At 65.3% G+C, this 18,361-nt stretch carries 12 protein-coding genes and 1 other annotated feature; of the genes, 5 read left to right on the forward strand and 7 right to left on the reverse strand.

What is annotated here, in order from left to right:
- Nucleotides 1-88 precede the first annotated feature (88 nt).
- From B5G43_RS14615 to acrA, 5 genes are all read left to right on the forward strand, one after another.
- Nucleotides 89-865 carry an enoyl-CoA hydratase-related protein gene (locus B5G43_RS14615; protein WP_087262643.1) on the forward strand — a complete coding sequence of 259 codons (777 nt, stop codon included), beginning with the start codon at nt 89-91 and terminating at the stop codon, nt 863-865.
- A 61-nt stretch (nt 866-926) separates the two neighbouring features.
- Complete coding sequence (locus B5G43_RS14620; protein WP_087262645.1) at nt 927-1,775, forward strand: 3-hydroxybutyryl-CoA dehydrogenase; 849 nt, start codon at nt 927-929, stop codon at nt 1,773-1,775.
- Between the two features lie 81 nt (nt 1,776-1,856).
- On the forward strand, nt 1,857-3,017 hold the full coding sequence (locus B5G43_RS14625) for an acyl-CoA dehydrogenase (protein WP_087262647.1): 1,161 nt from the start codon (nt 1,857-1,859) through the stop codon (nt 3,015-3,017).
- Nucleotides 3,018-3,034: 17 nt separating this feature from the next.
- Complete coding sequence (gene acrB, locus B5G43_RS14630) at nt 3,035-3,835, forward strand: acryloyl-CoA reductase electron transfer subunit gamma (RefSeq protein WP_087262649.1); 801 nt, start codon at nt 3,035-3,037, stop codon at nt 3,833-3,835.
- Nucleotides 3,836-3,854: 19 nt separating this feature from the next.
- The gene (gene acrA, locus B5G43_RS14635) at nt 3,855-4,955 is read left to right on the forward strand and encodes an acryloyl-CoA reductase electron transfer subunit beta (RefSeq protein ID WP_087262651.1); all 1,101 of its coding nucleotides are present in this window, start codon (nt 3,855-3,857) and stop codon (nt 4,953-4,955) included.
- A 726-nt stretch (nt 4,956-5,681) separates the two neighbouring features.
- Here acrA and B5G43_RS14640 read toward each other — a convergent pair.
- From B5G43_RS14640 to B5G43_RS14670, 7 genes are all read right to left on the reverse strand, one after another.
- Nucleotides 5,682-9,359, reverse strand: a complete 3,678-nt coding sequence (locus B5G43_RS14640) for a phosphoribosylformylglycinamidine synthase (RefSeq protein WP_087262653.1) — start codon at nt 9,357-9,359, stop codon at nt 5,682-5,684.
- A gap of 60 nt (nt 9,360-9,419) precedes the next feature.
- Nucleotides 9,420-10,967 (reverse strand): ABC transporter substrate-binding protein, encoded by a 1,548-nt coding sequence (locus tag B5G43_RS14645; protein ID WP_087262655.1) that lies wholly within the window; start codon nt 10,965-10,967, stop codon nt 9,420-9,422.
- Between the two features lie 8 nt (nt 10,968-10,975).
- The gene (gene pgeF / locus B5G43_RS14650; protein ID WP_242960617.1) at nt 10,976-11,767 is read right to left on the reverse strand and encodes a peptidoglycan editing factor PgeF; all 792 of its coding nucleotides are present in this window, start codon (nt 11,765-11,767) and stop codon (nt 10,976-10,978) included.
- 163 nt (nt 11,768-11,930) lie between these two features.
- Nucleotides 11,931-14,690: a preprotein translocase subunit SecA gene (gene secA, locus B5G43_RS14655; RefSeq protein ID WP_087262658.1), complete on the reverse strand. Its 2,760-nt coding sequence runs from the start codon at nt 14,688-14,690 to the stop codon at nt 11,931-11,933.
- Nucleotides 14,691-14,831: 141 nt separating this feature from the next.
- A complete protein-coding gene (locus tag B5G43_RS14660; RefSeq protein ID WP_087262660.1) occupies nt 14,832-16,211 on the reverse strand; it encodes a TrpB-like pyridoxal phosphate-dependent enzyme in 1,380 nt (459 codons plus the stop codon).
- A gap of 64 nt (nt 16,212-16,275) precedes the next feature.
- Nucleotides 16,276-16,531 (reverse strand) — a binding site (T-box leader).
- A gap of 88 nt (nt 16,532-16,619) precedes the next feature.
- The gene (locus B5G43_RS14665) at nt 16,620-17,624 is read right to left on the reverse strand and encodes an ATP-binding protein (RefSeq protein WP_087262662.1); all 1,005 of its coding nucleotides are present in this window, start codon (nt 17,622-17,624) and stop codon (nt 16,620-16,622) included.
- The coding region (locus B5G43_RS14670; protein WP_087262666.1) for a DnaD domain protein at nt 17,625-18,361 on the reverse strand (737 nt) is incomplete at its 5' end.

An 18,361-nucleotide genomic window follows, 5' to 3' on the forward strand; every position in this document is an offset into this window, starting at 1 on the left:
AAGCTGGTAAGTTGCGATTTTTTCGCCAACAGTATGTTAAAAAAATAACAAGCATCCGCGCTCGGCGCGCTTGATAGGAGGCAGCAGGATGGGATTCGTCAAACTGGAGCGGCAGGGCCACGTGGCCCTCATCACCATCGACCGGCCGGAGGCGCTCAACGCTCTGAACAGCCAGGTTCTTACCGATCTGGACCAGGTCCTGGATCAGGTGGAGGCTGACGAGGAGATCTATGTGGCGGTGCTCACCGGTGCGGGGCGCTCCTTCGTGGCGGGGGCCGACATCGCGGAGATGAAGGACTTCACCTCCAGCGACGGCAAGCGCTTCGGCGTCCACGGCGGCAACGTGTTCCTCAAGCTGGAGAACCTGTCCAAGCCCGTCATCGCGGCGGTGAACGGCTTCGCCCTGGGCGGCGGCTGTGAGCTGAGCATGGCCTGCGACATCCGTCTGGCCAACGAGAAGGCCAAGTTCGGCCAGCCCGAGGTGGGCCTGGGCATCACCCCCGGCTTCGGCGGCACCCAGCGTCTGCCCCGCATCGTGGGCGTGAGCAAGGCCATGGAGCTGATCCTCACCGCCAAGGTCATCAAGGCCGACGAGGCCAAGGCCATCGGCCTGGTCAGCGAGGTCTATCCCCCCGAGGAGCTGCTGCCCAAGGCCATGGAGCTGGCCGAGGCCATCTGCGCCAACGCCCAGATCGCCGTGCGGGAGTCCAAGCGGTGCATCCGCATGGGCCTCCAGGCCGACATCCACACCGGCTGCGCCTTTGAGGCCGAGGCCTTCGGCGTCACCTGCGGCACCGCCGACAAGGACGAGGGCATGGGCGCATTCCTGGAGAAGCGGAACGAGAAGCACTTCACCAACCGCTGATCTTTTCTTTGCTTGCAAGTCAACTTTACTTATAAAAACAAACTGCTAGGAGGACATCATTATGAACAAGATCGTTGTCATCGGCGGCGGCACCATGGGTCTGGGCATCGGCCAGGTCTTTGCCAACAAGGGGATCGACACTGTCATCCGTTCCACCAGCGACGCCAGCGCTGAGAAGCACAAGGCCAGCCTCATCAAGAGCCTGGACAAGCGCATCGCCAAGGGCAAGCTGGATGAGGCCGGCAAGGAAGCCCTCCTGGCCAAGCTGACCTTCACCTCCGACATCAACGTGGCCGCCGATGCCGACCTGGTCATCGAGTCCGCCAAGGAGGATCTGGCCCTGAAGAAGGAGCTGTTCGCTCAGCTGGACGCCATCTGCAAGCCCGAGTGCATCCTGGCCACCAACACCTCCTCCATCTCCATCACCGACATCGCCTCCGCCACCAAGCGGGCCGACAAGGTCATCGGCATGCACTTCTTCAACCCCGCCCCTGTGATGAAGCTCATCGAGGTCATCCGCGGCGTGAACACCTCTGACGAGACCTTCGACGCTGTGTTCGCCCTGTCCGAGCAGGTCGGCAAGCAGCCCGTCAAGGTCGAGGAGGCCCCCGGCTTCGTCGTCAACCGCCTGCTGATCCCCATGATCAACGAGGGCATCAACCTGGTGGAGAACCACATCGCCTCCGTGGAGGACGTGGACAAGGCCATGAAGCTGGGCGCCAACCACCCCATGGGTCCCCTGGAGCTGGGCGACTTCATCGGCCTGGACGTGTGCCTGGCCATCATGGACGTGCTGTACGATGAGACCAACGACCCCCGCTACCGCGCTTCCCTGCTGCTGCGCAAGATGGTGCGCGGTGGCCGCCTGGGCCGCAAGACCGGCAAGGGCTTCTACGATTACAGCAAGTAAGAGCTGATTCAGACCGGCAGGGGGATGGAGCCCGACCCATCCCCCTGCCCTCACTACGCATACAAGAAGGAGTAACGCAATATGGATTTTCATCTGTCCAAAGAGCATGAGATGCTTCGCAAGATGTACCGCGAGTTTGCGCAGAACGAAGTGAAGCCCCTGGCTGAGGAAGTGGACGAGACCGAGCGCTTCCCCCAGGAGACCGTGGAGAAGCTGGGCAAGCTGGGGATGATGGGCATTTACTTCCCCAAGGAGTACGGCGGCGCGGGCGCCGACGTCCTGGCTTACGCCATGGCCGTGGAGGAGCTGAGCAAGGTCTGCGGTACCACCGGCGTTATCGTCTCTGCTCACACCTCTCTGTGCTGCGCCCCCATCTTTGAGAACGGCACCGAGGAGCAGAAGCAGAAGTATCTGCCCAAGCTGTGCTCCGGCGAGTGGATCGGCGCCTTCGGCCTGACCGAGCCCGGCGCCGGCACCGACGCCCAGGGCCAGCAGACCACCGCCGTGAAGAACGAGAACGGCGACTGGGTCCTCAACGGCTCCAAGATCTTCATCACCAACGCCGGCTTCGCCCATGTGTTCGTCATCATCGCCATCACCGGCATGACCACCGACAAGCGCGGCCGCAAGAAGAAGGAGATCTCCGCCTTCATCGTGGAGCGCACCGACCCCGGCTTCTCCGTGGGCAAGCACGAGAAGAAGATGGGCATCCGCGGCTCCTCCACATGTGAGCTCATCATGGAGGACTGTGTCATCCCCGCCGACCGTCTGCTGGGCAAGCAGGGCAACGGCTTCAAGATCGCCATGAAGACCCTGGACGGCGGCCGTATCGGCATCGCCTCTCAGGCCCTGGGCCTGGGCGAGGGCGCCGTGGAGGAGGCCATCGCCTACACCAAGGAGCGCGTCCAGTTCGGTAAGCGCCTGTCCCAGTTCCAGAACACCCAGTTCCAGCTGGCCGACATGCACACCCGCATGCAGGCCGCTCAGTTCCTGGTCTACTCCGCCGCGATGAAGAAGCAGAACCATGAGCCCTACTCCATGGACGCCGCCATGGCCAAGCTCTTCGCCGCCGAGGCCGCCAGCGACGTGACCCGCCGGGCTGTTCAGCTCTTCGGCGGTTATGGCTACACCCGCGAGTACCCCGTGGAGCGCATGATGCGCGACGCCAAGATCACCGAGATCTATGAGGGCACCAGCGAGGTCCAGCGGATGGTCATTTCCAGCCATCTGGGCGTGAAGTAAGGAACGGAGGGAACAACATGAAAGCAATCGTATGTGTCAAGCAGGTCCCCGACACCTCCGGCAAGGTGGCCGTGAAGGAAGACGGCACCATGGACCGTGCTTCGATGGCCACCATCACCAACCCCGATGACATGAACGCCATCGAGGCCGCCCTGAAGCTGAAGGACGAGACCGGCTGCGAAGTCACCGTCGTCTCCATGGGCCCCCCTCCCGCCGAGGGGATGCTGCGCGAGCTGCTGGCCATGGGCGCGGACAAGGCTGTGCTGGTGTCCGGCCGTGAGTTCGGCGGCAGCGATACTTATGCCACTTCTCAGATCCTCGCCGCCGCCATCAAGAAGATCGGCGTGGACGACGAGACCATCATCTTCTGCGGCCGTCAGGCCATCGACGGCGACACCGCCCAGGTGGGCCCCCAGATCGCCGAGAAGCTGGGCCTGCCCCAGGTGACCTATGTGGCCGACATCAAGGCCGAGGAGAAGAGCCTCACCGTGCAGCGCATGCTGGAGGACGGCTACATGACCATCCGCGTGCAGCTGCCCTGCCTCCTGACCTGCATCAAGGAGCTCAACCAGCCCCGCTACATGAGCGTCAGCGGCATCGTGGACTGCTTCTCCAAGCCCTACGAGATCTTTGATTTCAACACCCTGAAGGACGATCCCCTCATCGATCTGGATACCATCGGCCTGAAGGGCTCTCCCACCAACGTGTACAAGTCCTTCTCTCCCCCGGTGAAGGGCGCCGGTATGATGCTCGAGGGTGCCGATAAGGACACCTGTGACAAGCTGGTCGCCCTGCTGGACGAGAAGCACATCATCTAAGTGAAAGGAGAGCACCGTAATGGCTTTTGATAGTAGAGACACCGCCGCCTTCCACGGCGTTTGGGTATTTTGTGAGCAGCGCGACGGCAAGCTGATGAACACCGACTTCGAGCTCATCAGCGAGGGCCGCAAGCTGGCCGACGAGCTCGGGTGCGAGCTGTGCGGCGTTCTGCTGGGCCACAACGTGGAGGGCCTGGCCAAGGAGCTGGGCGGCTACGGCGCCGACAAGATCTATGTCTGCGACCACGAGCTGCTGGAGACCTACACCACCGACGGCTATGCCAAGGTCATCTGCGACCTGGTGGAAGAGAAGAAACCCGAAGTGTTCCTCATCGGCGCTACCAACATCGGTCGCGACCTGGGCCCCCGCTGCGCGGCCCGGCTCCACACCGGTCTGACCGCCGACTGCACCCACCTCGATGTGGACGTGGAGAAGTACAAGGCCTTCCTCAAGACCACCTCTACCATCGACGTGGACAACACCGTGTTTGAGCAGAACACCAACCTGAAGATGACTCGTCCCGCCTTCGGCGGCCACCTGATGGCCACCATCATCTGCCCCCGCTTCCGTCCCCAGATGTCCACCGTCCGCCCCGGCGTCATGAAGAAGGCTCCCTTCGATCAGGCCAAGGCCGACGCTGTGGTCGTGGAGAAGCCCGCCGTGGCCCTCTCCAAGGAGGACATCCATGTGGACGTCCTGGAGGTCAAGAAGGCCGCCAAGAAGCTGGTGGACCTGATCGGCGCTGACGTGGTGGTCTCCGTGGGCCGCGGCATCAGCAAGGACGTGGAGCGCGGCATCCAGATCGCCGAGGAGCTGGCTGACGCTCTGGGCGGCGTCGTGGGCGCCTCCCGTGCCGTCGTCGACGCCGGCTGGATGAGCGCTGACCACCAGGTCGGCCAGACCGGCAAGACCGTGCACCCCAAGATCTATGTGGCCCTGGGCATCTCCGGCGCCATCCAGCACAAGGCCGGTATGCAGGACTCCGAGTGCATCATCGCCGTGAACAAGAACGAGACCGCCCCCATCTTCGAGGTGGCCTCCTACGGCATCGTGGGCGACCTGTTCAAGGTCGGTCCCATGCTGGCTGAGTCCATCCGGACCCTGAAGGCTTCCAAGTAAGTTCATATTGCCGGAATAATCGGGCGGAGCGCGTAAGCGCTCCGCCTGTTTTTTGCGCTCGCCGCGCAGGCGTCCTGCCCGGACAGGGCACCGCTTTCTTTGCAAAGAAAGCGGTGGGAAAGAAAGCCCAGAGGGGGGATACCCCCCTCTGGACTCCCCCAAAACGCATCCCGGCCTTCATCCGGCTGCGGCGGTATTTCCTCGGCTTGGCGTGGCCAATTCCGGGCTTTCCGCCTATCCGGAAAGCGTTGTACCTTGGCAATCGGGGCGGCCCCCGAAAAGGCCGCCCTTTTGGAGGGGAGTGGAGAGGGGAACGAGAAGTTCCCCTCTCCTTCTTTTCTTTCCCCCATTTCTTTTCGAGAAAAGAAATGGGGCGCTGTCCGCGTAGGACGCCCGCCCGGCGAGGGCAAGATCTGCCCAGTCTGGGCATAGAAAAAGACCCGTCCGAATCGGACGGGCCTTTTTCCGTTTGAAAGAGAGAGAAAGAGAGGAGGTAAAAATGAAAAACACTGTCTATCTAAAACACGGCACTTCCGTGGTGTTTCTTGTCTGCTCCCGCAGCCTGGAGCAGTGATCGTTGGGTTTTCCCTGACTGCATGATAAGAATACCACGCATTCCCTTTTAAGAGTTGGACAGACTTTGAAATCTATGTGAATAATGTGTGAACGGTAGACATAATGCAAAACGCCCCCGGCATTTGCCGGGGGCGCAGTGCGTGAAAGCGGTTATTTGAAGTAGAGCGCGCCGCTCTCCAGGAGAGGCTGGTGCTTCTCGCCGGGGATGTTGACGGCCACGCAGGGGCCGCGGCGCTCGGAGTGGCCCATCTTGCCGAACACACGGCCGTCGGGGGAGAAGATGCCCTCGATGGCCCACAGGGAGCCGTTGGGGTTCACGTCGATGTCCATAGAGGGCTTGCCCTCCAGGTCCACGTACTGAGTGGCCACCTGGCCGTGGGCGATCAGGTCCTCCAGCACGCTCTGGGGCGCCACAAAGCGGCCCTCGCCGTGGGAGATGGGGATGGCGTGGAGGTCGCCCACCTGGCTCTTGAGCATCCAGGGGGAGTTGACGCTGGCCACCCGGGTGGTGACATAGCGGCTCTGGTGGCGGCCGATGTTGTTGAAGGTCAGGGTGGGGCAGGTCTCGTCCATGTCGCGGATCTCGCCGTAGGGCACCAGACCCAGCTTGATGAGGGCCTGGAAGCCGTTGCACACGCCCAGCATCAGGCCGTCCCGGTTCTTCAGGAGGTCGTGGATGGCGTCGGTGAGGCGGGGATTGCGCAGGAAGGAGGCGATGAACTTGGCGGAGCCCTCCGGCTCGTCGCCGCCGGAGAAGCCGCCGGGGATGAACACCATCTGAGCCCCCCGGATGGCCCCCTCCAGGGCCTGGGCGGACTCCTCCAGGGCGGCGGAGCTCAGGTTGCGCACCACCACGATCTCGGGGTCCAGACCGGCCCGGCGGCAGGCCCGGGCGGAGTCGTACTCACAGTTGGTGCCGGGGAACACGGGGATGACCACCTTGGGGGTGGCGACCTTGTGCTTGCACACGGCGGGGGAGCGCTTGTCCCAGGACACGGCCTCCACCGCGCCGGAGTCGGCGGTGCGGTTGGGGTACACGTCCTCCAGAACGGCCTCGTTGAGGGAGAGCAGCTCGGCAATGGGGGCAGTGTCCTGACCCAGGGTGATGACCGGCTCGACGGTGGTGGTGCCGATGCGCTCGCCGCAGGCGCAGTCCTCGGTGAGCTCGGCCACGATAGCGCCGGGCATCACGGCGAACCAATCCCGGTCGCCGCAGGCGGTGAAGCCGATGGTGTTGCCGAAGGACATCTTGGTGACGGCCTCGGCCAGGCCGTTCTCCACGGCCCAGGCGGCCTTCACCTTCCCGGCCTCACACAGGGCGTGGAACTGCTCCCAGCCCGCCTTCACAGCCTCAGTGTCGCCCGCGCCGAAGAGGTAGACGCCGTGACCGGCCTCCTTGAACTCGGGGGAGAGGACTTCCCCGGCCTTGGCGGGGGCGATGGCGAAGGAGATGAGGGTGGGGGGCACGTCCTTGTCCAGGAAGGAGCCGGACATGGAGTCCTTGCCGCCGATGGCGGCGGCGCCCAGCTCCAGCTGCGCGTCCAGCGCGCCCAGCAGGGCGGAGAAGGGCTTGCCCCAGCGCTCGGGCTCGTTGCGGAGCTTCTCGAAGAACTCCTGGAGGGTGAGATAGGCCTTCTTGTAGTCGGCGCCGGCTGCCACGATCTTGGCCACCGAGGTCACCACCGCGCTGTGGGCTCCGGCGTAGGGGTCGGCGGTGAGCTGGTCCGGGTCACAGGCCCAGGCCATGATGCTGGCCTGATCGGTCTCCTGGCCGGGCTCCACGGGGAAGAGGGCGGCCATGGCCTGGGCGGGGGTACGCTGGGTCTTGCCGCCGAAGGGCATCAGGACACTGGCCGCGCCGATGGAGCCGTCGAAGCGCTCGGTGAGGCCGCGGCGGGAGGCGCACTTGAGGCTCCCCGCCATCTCCCGCAGGGAGAGGAAGGGCGCGCCGTGGGAGGCGGCCTTGTGGGCGGGGACAGACACCTGGGCGTGCTTCACCGCGCCGTTGGTGTTGAGGAAGGCGCGGGACAGGTTGGCGATGGTCTTGCCCCGCCAGGTCATGACCATCCGGGGGCTCTCGGTGACGGTGGCCACCTGATAGGCCTCCAGGTTCTCGGCCTCGGCGGCGGCGATGAACTTGGCGGCGTCCTCGGGGGCGACCACCACGGCCATGCGCTCCTGGCTCTCGGAAATGGCCAGCTCGGTGCCGTCCAGGCCGTCGTACTTCTTGCGCACGGCGTCCAGGTCGATGGTCAGGCCGTCGGCCAGCTCACCGATGGCCACGCTGACGCCGCCCGCGCCGAAGTCGTTGCAGCGCTTGATGAGGCGGGTCACTTCGCCGTTGCGGAACAGGCGCTGGATCTTGCGCTCCTCGGGGGCGTTGCCCTTCTGGACCTCGGAGGCCATGGTGGTGAGGGACTTCATGTTGTGGCTCTTGGAGGAGCCGGTGGCGCCGCCGATGCCGTCCCGGCCGGTGCGGCCGCCCAGGAGGATCACCACGTCGCCGGGGGCGGGCACCTCACGGCGTACATGGTCGGCGGGAGCCGCGCCCACCACCGCGCCGCACTCCAGGCGCTTGGCGATGTAGCCCTCGTGGTAGAGCTCGGCCACGTGGCCGGTGGCCAGGCCGATCTGGTTGCCGTAGGAGGAATAGCCCGCCGCGGCGGTCTGGGCCAGCTTGCGCTGGGGGAGCTTGCCCGGGGTGGTCTGGTCATAGGGCACCCGGGGGTCGCCGCCGCCGGTCACCCGCATGGCCTGATGGACGTACACACGGCCGGACAGGGGGTCGCGGATACAGCCGCCGATGCAGGTGGCCGCGCCGCCGAAGGGCTCGATCTCGGTGGGGTGGTTGTGGGTCTCATTCTTGAACATGAGGAGCCAGTCCTGGTCCTGGCCGTCCACCTGGGCGGGGACGTGGATGGAGCAGGCGTTGATCTCCTCGCTCTCGTCCAGCTCGGGCAGGAGGCCCCGCTTCTTGAGGACCTTGGTGCCCAGAGTGGCGATGTCCATGAGAGTCTGGGGACGCTTGGACGCCTTCTCCTCGCCGTAGACCTCCACCCGGCCGGCCAGATACCGCTCATAGGCGGCCTTCACGTCGGGGTCGCTCAGGTCCACCTGGTCCAGATGGGTGGAGAAGGTGGTGTGGCGGCAGTGGTCGGACCAGTAGGTGTCCACCAGGCGCACCTCGGTGAGGGTGGGGTCCCGCCCCTCCTCGTCCTTGAAATAGCCCTGGAGGAAGGTGAGGTCGTCCAGGTCCATGGCGAGGCCCAGCTCGTCCAGCAGGGCGGCGAGCCCGGCGCTGTCCAGGGTGCGGAAGCCCTCCAGCACCGCCACGTCGGCGGGCACGGGGTAGTCCCGGCTCAGGGTGTCGGGCTTCTCCAGGGTGGCCTCACGGCTCTCCACCGGGTTGATGAGGTAGTGCTTGACCTTCTCCATCTCCCCGTCGGACACGCTGCCGGAGAGGAGGTACACGCTGGCCGAGGCGGTCAGAGGCCGCTCTCCGCCGGTGAGGAGCTGGATGCACTGCGCGCAGGAGTCGGCCCGCTGGTCGAACTGGCCCGGCAGGGCCTCCACGGCGCAGATGCGCTCCGCCCCGTCCCGGGGGAAGTCCTCGTCATAGACGGCGTCCACCTGGGGCTCACTGAGCACGGTGGTGCGGATGGCCGCATAGGTGTTTTGGTCGATGCCCTCCACGTCGTAGCGGTGGAGGATGCGCACGCCGGTGAGCCCCTTCAGGCCCAGCTCGCCCCGCAGCTCGTCCAGGAGGCGGCGGGCCTCCACGTCAAAGCTGGGCTTCTTTTCGGCATAGCAGCGAAATACGTTACCCATTTCCATAACCCCTTTTTGTTTGTATCGGAGCGGCCCCGGGGGGCCGCGTAACCCGCAGGTTCAGCTGGCGGTGTGGATCACCCAGGACTCGAAGCCGTAATAGAGATTCTGCTGGGTGGGCGTCAGCTCGGAGATCTGGCCCCACTGGGAGAGGACCGACCAGTTTTTGAAGCACAGCGCGGTGAAGGGCATCTGCTGCTCCAGCTGCTCATAGAGCGCCGTGGCGGCGGCGTTCCGCGCCTCCCCCTGCGCCGCGCGGAAGGTGGCGTGAAGGGTGGTGGTGGTCCAGTCGGAGAACTGGCCATAGTTGAGGCTCCCGCCCGAGAGGAGGGGAGCAAAGGTAAAGTCGGCGGTGAGCCGGGTCTCGCCCAGGTAGAGGTCGAAGTCCCCGCCGCTCAGGGCGGTGAGGTACTCCTCCCAGGGGCGCTTGTCCACCGTCACGGAGACGCCCACGGACTCCAGCTGCCGCTCCAGCTCGTCAGCCACGTCGCAGCGGTAGGCGTTGTCCTGGCTGACCAGCAGCTTCACTTCCAGCGCGCTGCCGTTCTTGGAGTAGCTGCCGCCGCTGCGGGTCCAGCCCGCCTCCTCCAGCAGCTGCGCCGTGGTCTGCGGCGCGTAGGAGAGCCGGGTGGCCAGCTCCTCATCATAGAGGGCGCTGTCCGGGTGGACGGGCAGGGGCGAGGGCGTGGCGTGGTGGGCCAGGATGGCCCGGGTGATGGTGTTGCGGTCCATGGCATAAGAGAGAGCACGACGGACCGCCGCGTCCTGGCAGGGCCCGGAGGCGGTGTTGAACCCCACATAGAGCAGCGTGGAGGTGGCGTAGTCGGTGGTCTCGTAATTGCCCGAGAAGCCGGGGGAGTTGGTGCCGGTGAGGTCGGTATTGACCAGGGAGATGTCCCCGGTGTCAAAGCTGGAGATGAGGGCGTCGTTGCCGCTGATGGCCCGGAGCCGGATGGTCTCGGGCATGGTATCGGTGGCGCGCCAGCTCTCATCCCGGCGGCGGAGGCTCAGGTCATTCCCCGTCCCCTCCAGCACATAGGGCCCGGTGCCCGGGGGCACCGCGGCGGTGCTCTCCTTGAGGATGGGCACGTCCAGCAGGGTGTCCAGCGCCCCGTTAGGGAGGGACAGGGTGATGGTGACGGTGCCGTCTCCGGCGGTGATGCCGTTGATGGAGGAGAGACGGTACTGATAGAGGGTGCTCTGGCGGGCCAGATTCAGCGAGTACACCACATCCTGGGCGGTGAGAGGGGAGCCGTCGGAGAAGGTGACCCCCTGCCGCAGGGTAATGGTCCAGGTGGCGCTGTCGGCCGAAACGGTATGGGAGGCGGCCAGGGCGGGCTGGGCCTGAAAATTCTCATCCAGGGTGTAGAGCCCGTCGTACATCAGCCCCGCCAGCTCCAGATTCACCCGGTTGGTGCCGCTGATGGGGTGGAACCCGGCGTCCGGGTAGCAGGGCAGGGCGAACTGGGTGGCCAGTACGGCGGTGGGCTGGGCCGAGGGCGTGGGGGTGGGCTCCGGCGACTGGGTGGCGTCGGGCATCTGCTCCCCGCAGCCGCTCAGCAGGAGCAGAAGGCCGCACAGGGCCAGGGCGGCAAAACGGTGTCTCATGGCGCCCCTCACAGCAGCTGGATCATGGCCGCCTGGCTGCCCCGCTGGCCCCGGGTGTAGCGGTGGGACCAGAAGCGGTCGTGCTGGCACATGGTGCAGGCGTCGGACACGGCGATGTGGTCGGGGGAGAGGCCGGCCTTCTTCAGCCACAGGGCGTTCATTCCCTTCAGGTCCACGTGGAACTTGCCGCTGTCCCGCACCTCGATGTGGTGCAGGGCGGAGGCGCCCAGAGCCTCGGTCATGGCGTTGGGCACGTCCTCGTCGGTCTCAAAGCAGCACAGGGAGATGCCCGGGCCGATGGCGGCCAGGATGTCGCCGGGGCAGGAGCCGTAGCGCTCCACCATGGCCTTCACGGCCTCCCCGGCGATGCCCATGGCGGTGCCGCGCCACCCGGCGTGGACGGCGGAGACCACCCGGCGCACCGGGTCATAGAGCAGAATGGGCAGACAGTCGGCGGTGAAGATGGTGAGGCACACCCCCGGGATGTCGGTGATGAGGCCGTCGGCCTCCCAGATGGGGCGGCGGAGCCCCTGGCCCCGGTCGGCGGCGGTGATGGTGCGCACGGCACAGCCGTGGACCTGGTTGGACAGGACCAGCCCCTCAAAGTCCGCCCCGATGGCGGCGGTAAAGCGGCGGAAGTTCTTCTCCACCCGCTCCGGCTCGTCCCCCCGGTAGAGCCCCAGGTTCAGGGAGTCATAGATGCCCTCGCTCACGCCGCCCAGCCGGGTGGAGAAGCCGTGGGCCACCCCTCCGGCGTTGGTGAAGCCGTCGCAGGTGAGAAAGGGGACCTGATTTTGCATCGAATCTACAATCGTCATAGAAAAAACCCTCAGCAAAAGTGAGAAAAGCAGGATGGGGTGCCTCCCGGCAGGGCCGGTCCGTCTCACATTCTGCTCTTCTTCCTGGTTTGTTCGGTTTTCAGGGCGGGGGCAGTTCCGCGGAACTGCCCCCGCGCGGGATGGTTTACTGATACTCGGGGCCGTGATATTCGGCGCAGTCGCACTTCTTCCACTTCTTGCCGCTGCCGCAGGGGCAGGGGTCGTTGCGGCCGATCTTGGTGCCCTTCTTCACGGGCTGCTTCTTCACGGTCTGGTCGCTGCCGCCGGACTCGCCGGTGACCTTGGCCACCCGCTCGCGCTTGACGTTGGCGCCCACCTGGACCCGGGCCAGGAAGATCCGCCGGATGGTCTCCTCCTGGATGGCGGCGATCATGTTCTCGAACATCTCGTGGCCTTCCCGCTTGTACTCCACCACGGGGTCGTTCTGGCCGTAGGCGCGCAGGCCGATGCCCTGGCGCAGCTCCTGCATGGCGTCGATGTTGTCCATCCAGTACTCGTCCACCACGCGGAGCATCATGACCCGCTCCAGCTCACGCATAAGGGGCTCGCCCAGCTCCTGCTCCTTGCGGGTGTAGATGTCGTTGGCGCGCTCCTGGAGGAGGGCCACCAGATCGTCGGCGGACTTGGAGGCCAGCTCTCCGTCGGTGAAGGTCAGCTCGTCGGGGCGCAGGAACAGCCCGCGGAAGGGAGCGCACACCTCCAGCCAGGTCTTGGCGTCCAGGTGCTTCTGCTCGCCCATGTGGCCGTGGACGGTATTGGTGATGACGCCGGTGAGCATCTTCTGGACGGCGTCCTTCAGGTTGGCGCCATCCAGCACCTGGCGGCGCTGCTTGTAGATGACCTCACGCTGGGTGTTCATCACGTCGTCGTACTCCAGCACCGTCTTACGGGTCTGGAAGTTGCGGGACTCCACCTGGCGCTGGGCGTTCTCGATGGCGCCGGAGAGCATCTTGGCGTCGATGGGGGTATCCTCGTCCACACCCAGCTTCTCCATCATGCCCATGACCCGCTCGGAGCCGAAGAGACGCATGATGTCGTCCTCCAGGGACAGGTAGAACCGGGTCTCGCCGGGGTCGCCCTGACGGCCGGCACGGCCGCGCAGCTGGTTGTCGATGCGGCGGGACTCGTGGCGCTCGGTGCCCAGGATGAAGAGGCCGCCCACGGCGCGGACCTTCTCGGCCTCCTCCTTGATGTTCTCCTTGTACTTGGCCTCGGCGTCGGCGAACATCTTGCGGGCGTCCAGGATCTCCTGGTTGTCGGTCTCGGCGAAGCCGGTGGCCTCGGCGATGAGCTCGTCGGTGAGGCCCGCCTTGCGCAGGTCGGCCTTGGCCAGATACTCGGCGTTACCGCCCAGCATGATATCGGTACCACGGCCGGCCATGTTGGTGGCCACGGTGACGGCGCCCATCTTGCCGGCCTGGGCCACGATCTCGGCTTCCTTCTCGTGGAACTTGGCGTTCAGGACGTTGTGGGGGATGCCGCGCTTCTTGAGCATGCCGGAGAGCTCCTCCGACTTCTCGATGGAGATGGTGCCCACCAGCACGGGCTGGCCCTTGGCGTGGCACTCCTCGATCTGCTTGACGATGGCGCGGAACTTGCCCGCCTCGGTCTTGTAGACCACATCGGGGTGGTCGATACGGGCCAGAGGCTTGTTGGTGGGGATCTCCACGATGTCCAGGGCGTAGATGGTGCCGAACTCCTCCTCCTCGGTCATGGCGGTACCGGTCATACCGGAGAGCTTGTTGTAGAGGCGGAAGTAGTTCTGGAAGGTGATGGTGGCCAGAGTCTTGGACTCGCGGGCCACGGTGACGTGCTCCTTGGCCTCGATGGCCTGGTGGAGACCCTCGGAGTAGCGGCGGCCGTACATGAGGCGGCCGGTGAACTCGTCGACGATGATGACCTCGCCGTCCTTCACCACGTAGTCGATGTCCCGCTTCATCAGGCCGCGGGCCCGGATGGCCTGGTTGATGTGGTGGGACAGGGTGGTGTTCTCCGGGTCGGCCAGGTTCTCGATGTTGAAGGACTCCTCGGCCTTCTGGATGCCCCGGGCGGTGAGGGTGACGGTGCGGGCCTTCTCATCCACAATGTAGTCGGCATCCTCGTTGGGGTCCTCTTCCTCCTTGGTGTCCACCTTGGCCACCCGCTTGCCCTTCAGGCGGGCCGCGAAGTTGTCCACGATGGTGTAGAGCTGGGTGGACTGGTCGCCCTGGCCGGAGATGATGAGGGGGGTACGGGCCTCGTCGATGAGGATGGAGTCCACCTCGTCCACGATGGCGAAGGAGTGGCCCCGCTGCACCAGCTCCTGGGAGTAGATGGCCATGTTGTCGCGCAGGTAGTCGAAGCCGAACTCGTTGTTGGTGCCGTAGGTGATGTCGGCGGCGTAGGAGGCCTTGCGCTGAGCGGGGGGCACGTCGTGGATGACGAGACCCACGGTCAGGCCCATGAAGCGGTAGACCTTGCCCATCCACTCGCTGTCGCGCTTGGCCAGGTAGTCGTTGACGGTGATGATGTGCACGCCCTCGCCAGCCAGAGCGTTCAGGTAGGCGGGCAGGGTGGCCACCAGGGTCTTACCTTCACCGGTCTTCATCTCGGCGATACGGCCCTGGTGGAGGATGATGCCGCCGATGAGCTGCACCCGGTAGGGCTTCATGCCCAGCACGCGCCAGGCGGCCTCCCGGCAGGCGGCGAAGGCCTCGGGCAGGATGTCGTCCAGGGTCTCGCCCTTGGCGAGGCGCTCCTTGAATTCGGGGGTCTTGGCCTGGAGCTGGGCGTCGGTCAGGGCGGAGTACTCCCCGTCCAGAGCCTCGATTTTATCCACCAGAGGCTTGATGGCTTTCAGCTCTTTGGCAGAGCTGTTGCCAAAGAGTTTCTTTAACAGGTTCATCTTAGGTCAAACACCTTTCTTGGCAGGATGCCGAATCTGTAACGTCCATAAAATTTCATGTTAGAGTATAGCACATCCCCCCTTAATAAAAAAGGGGAAATTGTGAACAAATAGAGGCGGTGCGTGTATCGAAAGGGAAACTCACTCGTTCAGACCGGGAACCTGGGGGAGCTGGTCGAAGCTGCGCTGGAGCTCCTCGTCGGTGGGGACATAGTCCCGCATCCGCCCGGCGCGGAAGTTCTCGTAGGCGGTCATGTCGAAGTAGCCGGTGCCGGTGAGGCCGAAGAGGATGGTCTTGGCCTCGCCGCTCTCCCTGCACTTGAAGGCCTCGTCGATGGCAGCCCGGATGGCGTGGGCCGACTCGGGGGCGGGGAGGATGGTCTCCTGCTTGGCGAAGAGGACGGCGGCCTCGAACACCTTGGTCTGCTCCACCGACACGGCCTCCATGTACCCGTCGTGGTAGAGCTTGGAGAGGATGGGGGACATGCCGTGGTAGCGCAGGCCGCCGGCGTGGTTGGCGGAGGGGATGAACTGGCTGCCCAGGGTGTACATCTTGGCCAGAGGGGTGATCTTGCCGGTGTCGCAGAAGTCGTAGGCGTATTTGCCCCGGGTGAGGGAGGGGCAGGAGGCGGGCTCCACCGCCACGATGCGGGGATCGGCCTTGCCGGTGAGCTTATCCCGCATGAAGGGGGCGATGAGGCCGCCCAGGTTGGACCCGCCGCCGGCGCAGCCGATGACCACGTCGGGGTACTCGTCGATGAGCTCCAGGGCGGCGGCGCTCTCCAGACCGATGACGCTCTGGTGGAGGACCACCTGGCTCAGGACGCTGCCCAGCACGTAGCGGCAGCCAGGGGTGGTGACGGCCTGCTCCACCGCCTCGGAGATGGCGCAGCCCAGGCTGCCGGTGGTGTCGGGGTCGGCGGCCAGGATGGCCCGCCCGGCGTTGGTGGTGTTGCTGGGGCTGGGGATGATGTTGGCGTCGAAGGTCTCGATGACCGCCTTGCGGAAGGGCTTCTGCTCGTAGGAGCACTTCACCATATACACCGTGAGGGGAAGGCCGAAGAAGGAACAGGCCTCGGCCAGGGCGGTGCCCCACTGGCCCGCGCCGGTCTCGGTGGTGAGGCTGGTGAGCCCCTGGGCCTTGGCGTAGTAGGCCTGGGCGGCGGCGGAGTTGAGCTTGTGGGAGCCGGAGGTGTTGTTGCCCTCGAATTTGTAGTAAATTTTCGCCGGGGTGTCCAGGTATTTCTCCAGGTTGTAGGCCCGGATGAGGGGGGAGGGCCGGTACATCTTATAAAAGTCCAGCACCGGCTCCGGGATGTCGAAATAGGGGGTGGTGTCGTCCAGCTCCTGCCTGGCCAGCTCGGTGCAGAACACCCCCTCCAGGTCGGACAGGGTGACGGGCTGACCGGTGCCGGGATTCAGAAGGGGGGCGGGCTTCTCCTTCATATCGGCCCGCAGATTGTACCACTGGCGGGGGATGCGGTCCTCGGGCAGGTAGATGCGGTGGGGGATGTTCTTCATAGCGGGCGCTCCTTTCAGCCGGAAAATCAAAAAGCTCCTGTCTCAGCAGAGGAGCTTTATCCTCTGCCGGGACAGGAGCTGCTTCTCCTGCGGTGCCACCCGGTTTGGCGCGGAAAACGCGCCCACTCAGCCGTATGCCAACACATACGCTCCCTCGATAACGGGGGGAGAGCCCGTCGGAAGCTACTGGGGGCCAAAGGGTCCGGTTCGCCGCCGCCCTCGCAGGGCCATTCCGTCCGGTATCCTCCGCCGCGATCCCACCACCCGCGGCTCTCTGTGGGAGTGTTCCCCGATGTACTCTTCCTGCTCAACGGTTTTCTTGTGCTTTAGTATAGTGTGGTGCGAAAGAAAATGCAACTGTCACTTCTTCCAAATGCAGCGTGGAAATTTCTGCCCTTTGCACAAAGGTCAGCGCTCCTGCTTGCGCAGCAGGCGGATGTCCTCTCCCTGGAAGAGGAGGACCTGGTACTCGCCCTCCAGCCGCGAGGCGATCTGGGGGGAGTAACGGCGGTAGATCTCCCCCATACTGAGGTTAGAGGAGATGACGGTGTGCCGCCGGGCGGTGAGGCGGGTGTTGATGAGGGTGTAGAGGGCGGACTGGACGAAGGGGGTGGCCATCTCGCTGCCCAAATCGTCCAAAATCAGCAGGTCACAGCGCAGATAGCGCCGGGTCTCGTCCCGGGCGTCCTCGGCGTCCTGCCGGTCCCGGGCGAACTTCCGCTCCTCGAAGCGGGTGAAGATGTTCACCGCCGTGTCGTATACCACCGAGTACCCCCGCTCCGACACGGTGCGGGCGATGCAGGCCGAGAGGAAGGTCTTGCCCAGGCCCGGCGCGCCGGTGAGGAAGAGGTTTTCGTAGCGGAACTCCGGGAAGGTGTTGGCGTACAGGCGGCAGATCTGGAAGATGGACTTCATCCGCTCCCGGGGGGACTTGCCGCCGCCCTCGGGGGGGAGGGGGCTGTAATAGTCCAGGTTGAAGGTCTCAAAGGACTGCTCCCCCAGGTCCAGGAGCTTGGAGAGCTCCTGGATCTGCTCCTCGGTGCACAGCTGGTGGAGGCAGGAGCACATCCGGGCCCCCACCCAGCCGCTGTCCCCGCACCGGGGACAGTAGGGCCGCTCGTCCAGGGCGTCAGGGGGGTAGCCCGCATCGGTGAGGAGCTGGGTCCGCTGGCGCTGGAGCTCCAGGTTTTTTTCCTTCAGCTGCGCGATGGCGGGGGCGGGATCGGTGCCGTGGCGGAGGGAGGCGGCGATGACCCCGGCCATGGTGCTGCGAAGTTCCCCCTCCAGCCGGGCGGCCTGGGGGAGGGCGGCGTAGATCTCCGCCCGGCGGCGCTCCCACTCCTCCTCCCGCTGGCGGCGGCGCTGGGCCAGGCGCTGGGTGGCCCGGCGCAGGACATTGGGATCGTATGCCATTTAACGGCCTCCTTCCCCGCCGCTCTGGCGGTCCATGTATTGCAGCATCCGCTCCAGATCGTCCTGCACCGGTCCGCCGTCCCCACGGGCGGCAGGGGCGGGCGCGGCGGGAGCCGGGGCGGCCGTCCTGGGCCGGGAGGAGTCCTTCTGCAAGACGGCGTCCACGGTGTGGAGCCCCTTCTGGTGCCAGCTTTTCAGGATGGAGTTCATATAGCTCCAGTTGAGGGACTGCTTTTTCAGCACCGTGCGCTCGTAGGCCAGACGGATGGCCCCGTCGTCAAAGCCCATCTCCACCCAGGAGATGAGGTATTTCTGCTCCGCCTCTACCGGGGGACGGCCCTGGATGTCCAGCAGGGGCAGGAGCCGGGCGGTGCGGGTGCGCAGGGCGGACTGGCGGCGCAGGTGGGCCTCGGCGGCCTCGGCGGTGTCCAGGCCCAGCCGGTGCCACACAAAGCCCTCCTTGCGGATCTGGGCCATGCGGGGCTTCCGGCCCGCGCCGTATTTCCGCTCCATCTCCTCCACGCACCAGCTCACCAGCAGCATGATGACCTCCGCCGGCAGGGCCAGAAAGTCGTAGAGGGTGTAGAGCATTTTCAGGTCCGAGGTGGACAGAATCTTGCCCAGCCGCCGCTGGACCTCCCCCACCAGGGCGGGGAAGGGGGAGGACTGGTCCTCCATCTCCCGGGTCAGGTCCGCGGCGGCTGGGCAAGATTCTGTCCACCTCGGACCTGAAAATG

The organism is Flavonifractor sp. An92, assembly GCF_002159175.1.
Classification (GTDB): domain Bacteria; phylum Bacillota; class Clostridia; order Oscillospirales; family Oscillospiraceae; genus Pseudoflavonifractor_A.

What these genes read in the sequence shown, in the direction of transcription:
- B5G43_RS14615 (WP_087262643.1), top strand. Translation starts at nt 89, where the DNA reads ATGGGATTCGTCAAACTGGAGCGGCAGGGCCACGTGGCCCTCATCACC.
- B5G43_RS14620 (WP_087262645.1), top strand. Translation starts at nt 927, where the DNA reads ATGAACAAGATCGTTGTCATCGGCGGCGGCACCATGGGTCTGGGCATC.
- B5G43_RS14625 (WP_087262647.1), top strand. Translation starts at nt 1,857, where the DNA reads ATGGATTTTCATCTGTCCAAAGAGCATGAGATGCTTCGCAAGATGTAC.
- acrB (WP_087262649.1), top strand. Translation starts at nt 3,035, where the DNA reads ATGAAAGCAATCGTATGTGTCAAGCAGGTCCCCGACACCTCCGGCAAG.
- acrA (WP_087262651.1), top strand. Translation starts at nt 3,855, where the DNA reads ATGGCTTTTGATAGTAGAGACACCGCCGCCTTCCACGGCGTTTGGGTA.
- B5G43_RS14640 (WP_087262653.1), bottom strand. Translation starts at nt 9,359, where the DNA reads ATGGGTAACGTATTTCGCTGCTATGCCGAAAAGAAGCCCAGCTTTGAC.
- B5G43_RS14645 (WP_087262655.1), bottom strand. Translation starts at nt 10,967, where the DNA reads ATGAGACACCGTTTTGCCGCCCTGGCCCTGTGCGGCCTTCTGCTCCTG.
- pgeF (WP_242960617.1), bottom strand. Translation starts at nt 11,767, where the DNA reads ATGCAAAATCAGGTCCCCTTTCTCACCTGCGACGGCTTCACCAACGCC.
- secA (WP_087262658.1), bottom strand. Translation starts at nt 14,690, where the DNA reads ATGAACCTGTTAAAGAAACTCTTTGGCAACAGCTCTGCCAAAGAGCTG.
- B5G43_RS14660 (WP_087262660.1), bottom strand. Translation starts at nt 16,211, where the DNA reads ATGAAGAACATCCCCCACCGCATCTACCTGCCCGAGGACCGCATCCCC.
- B5G43_RS14665 (WP_087262662.1), bottom strand. Translation starts at nt 17,624, where the DNA reads ATGGCATACGATCCCAATGTCCTGCGCCGGGCCACCCAGCGCCTGGCC.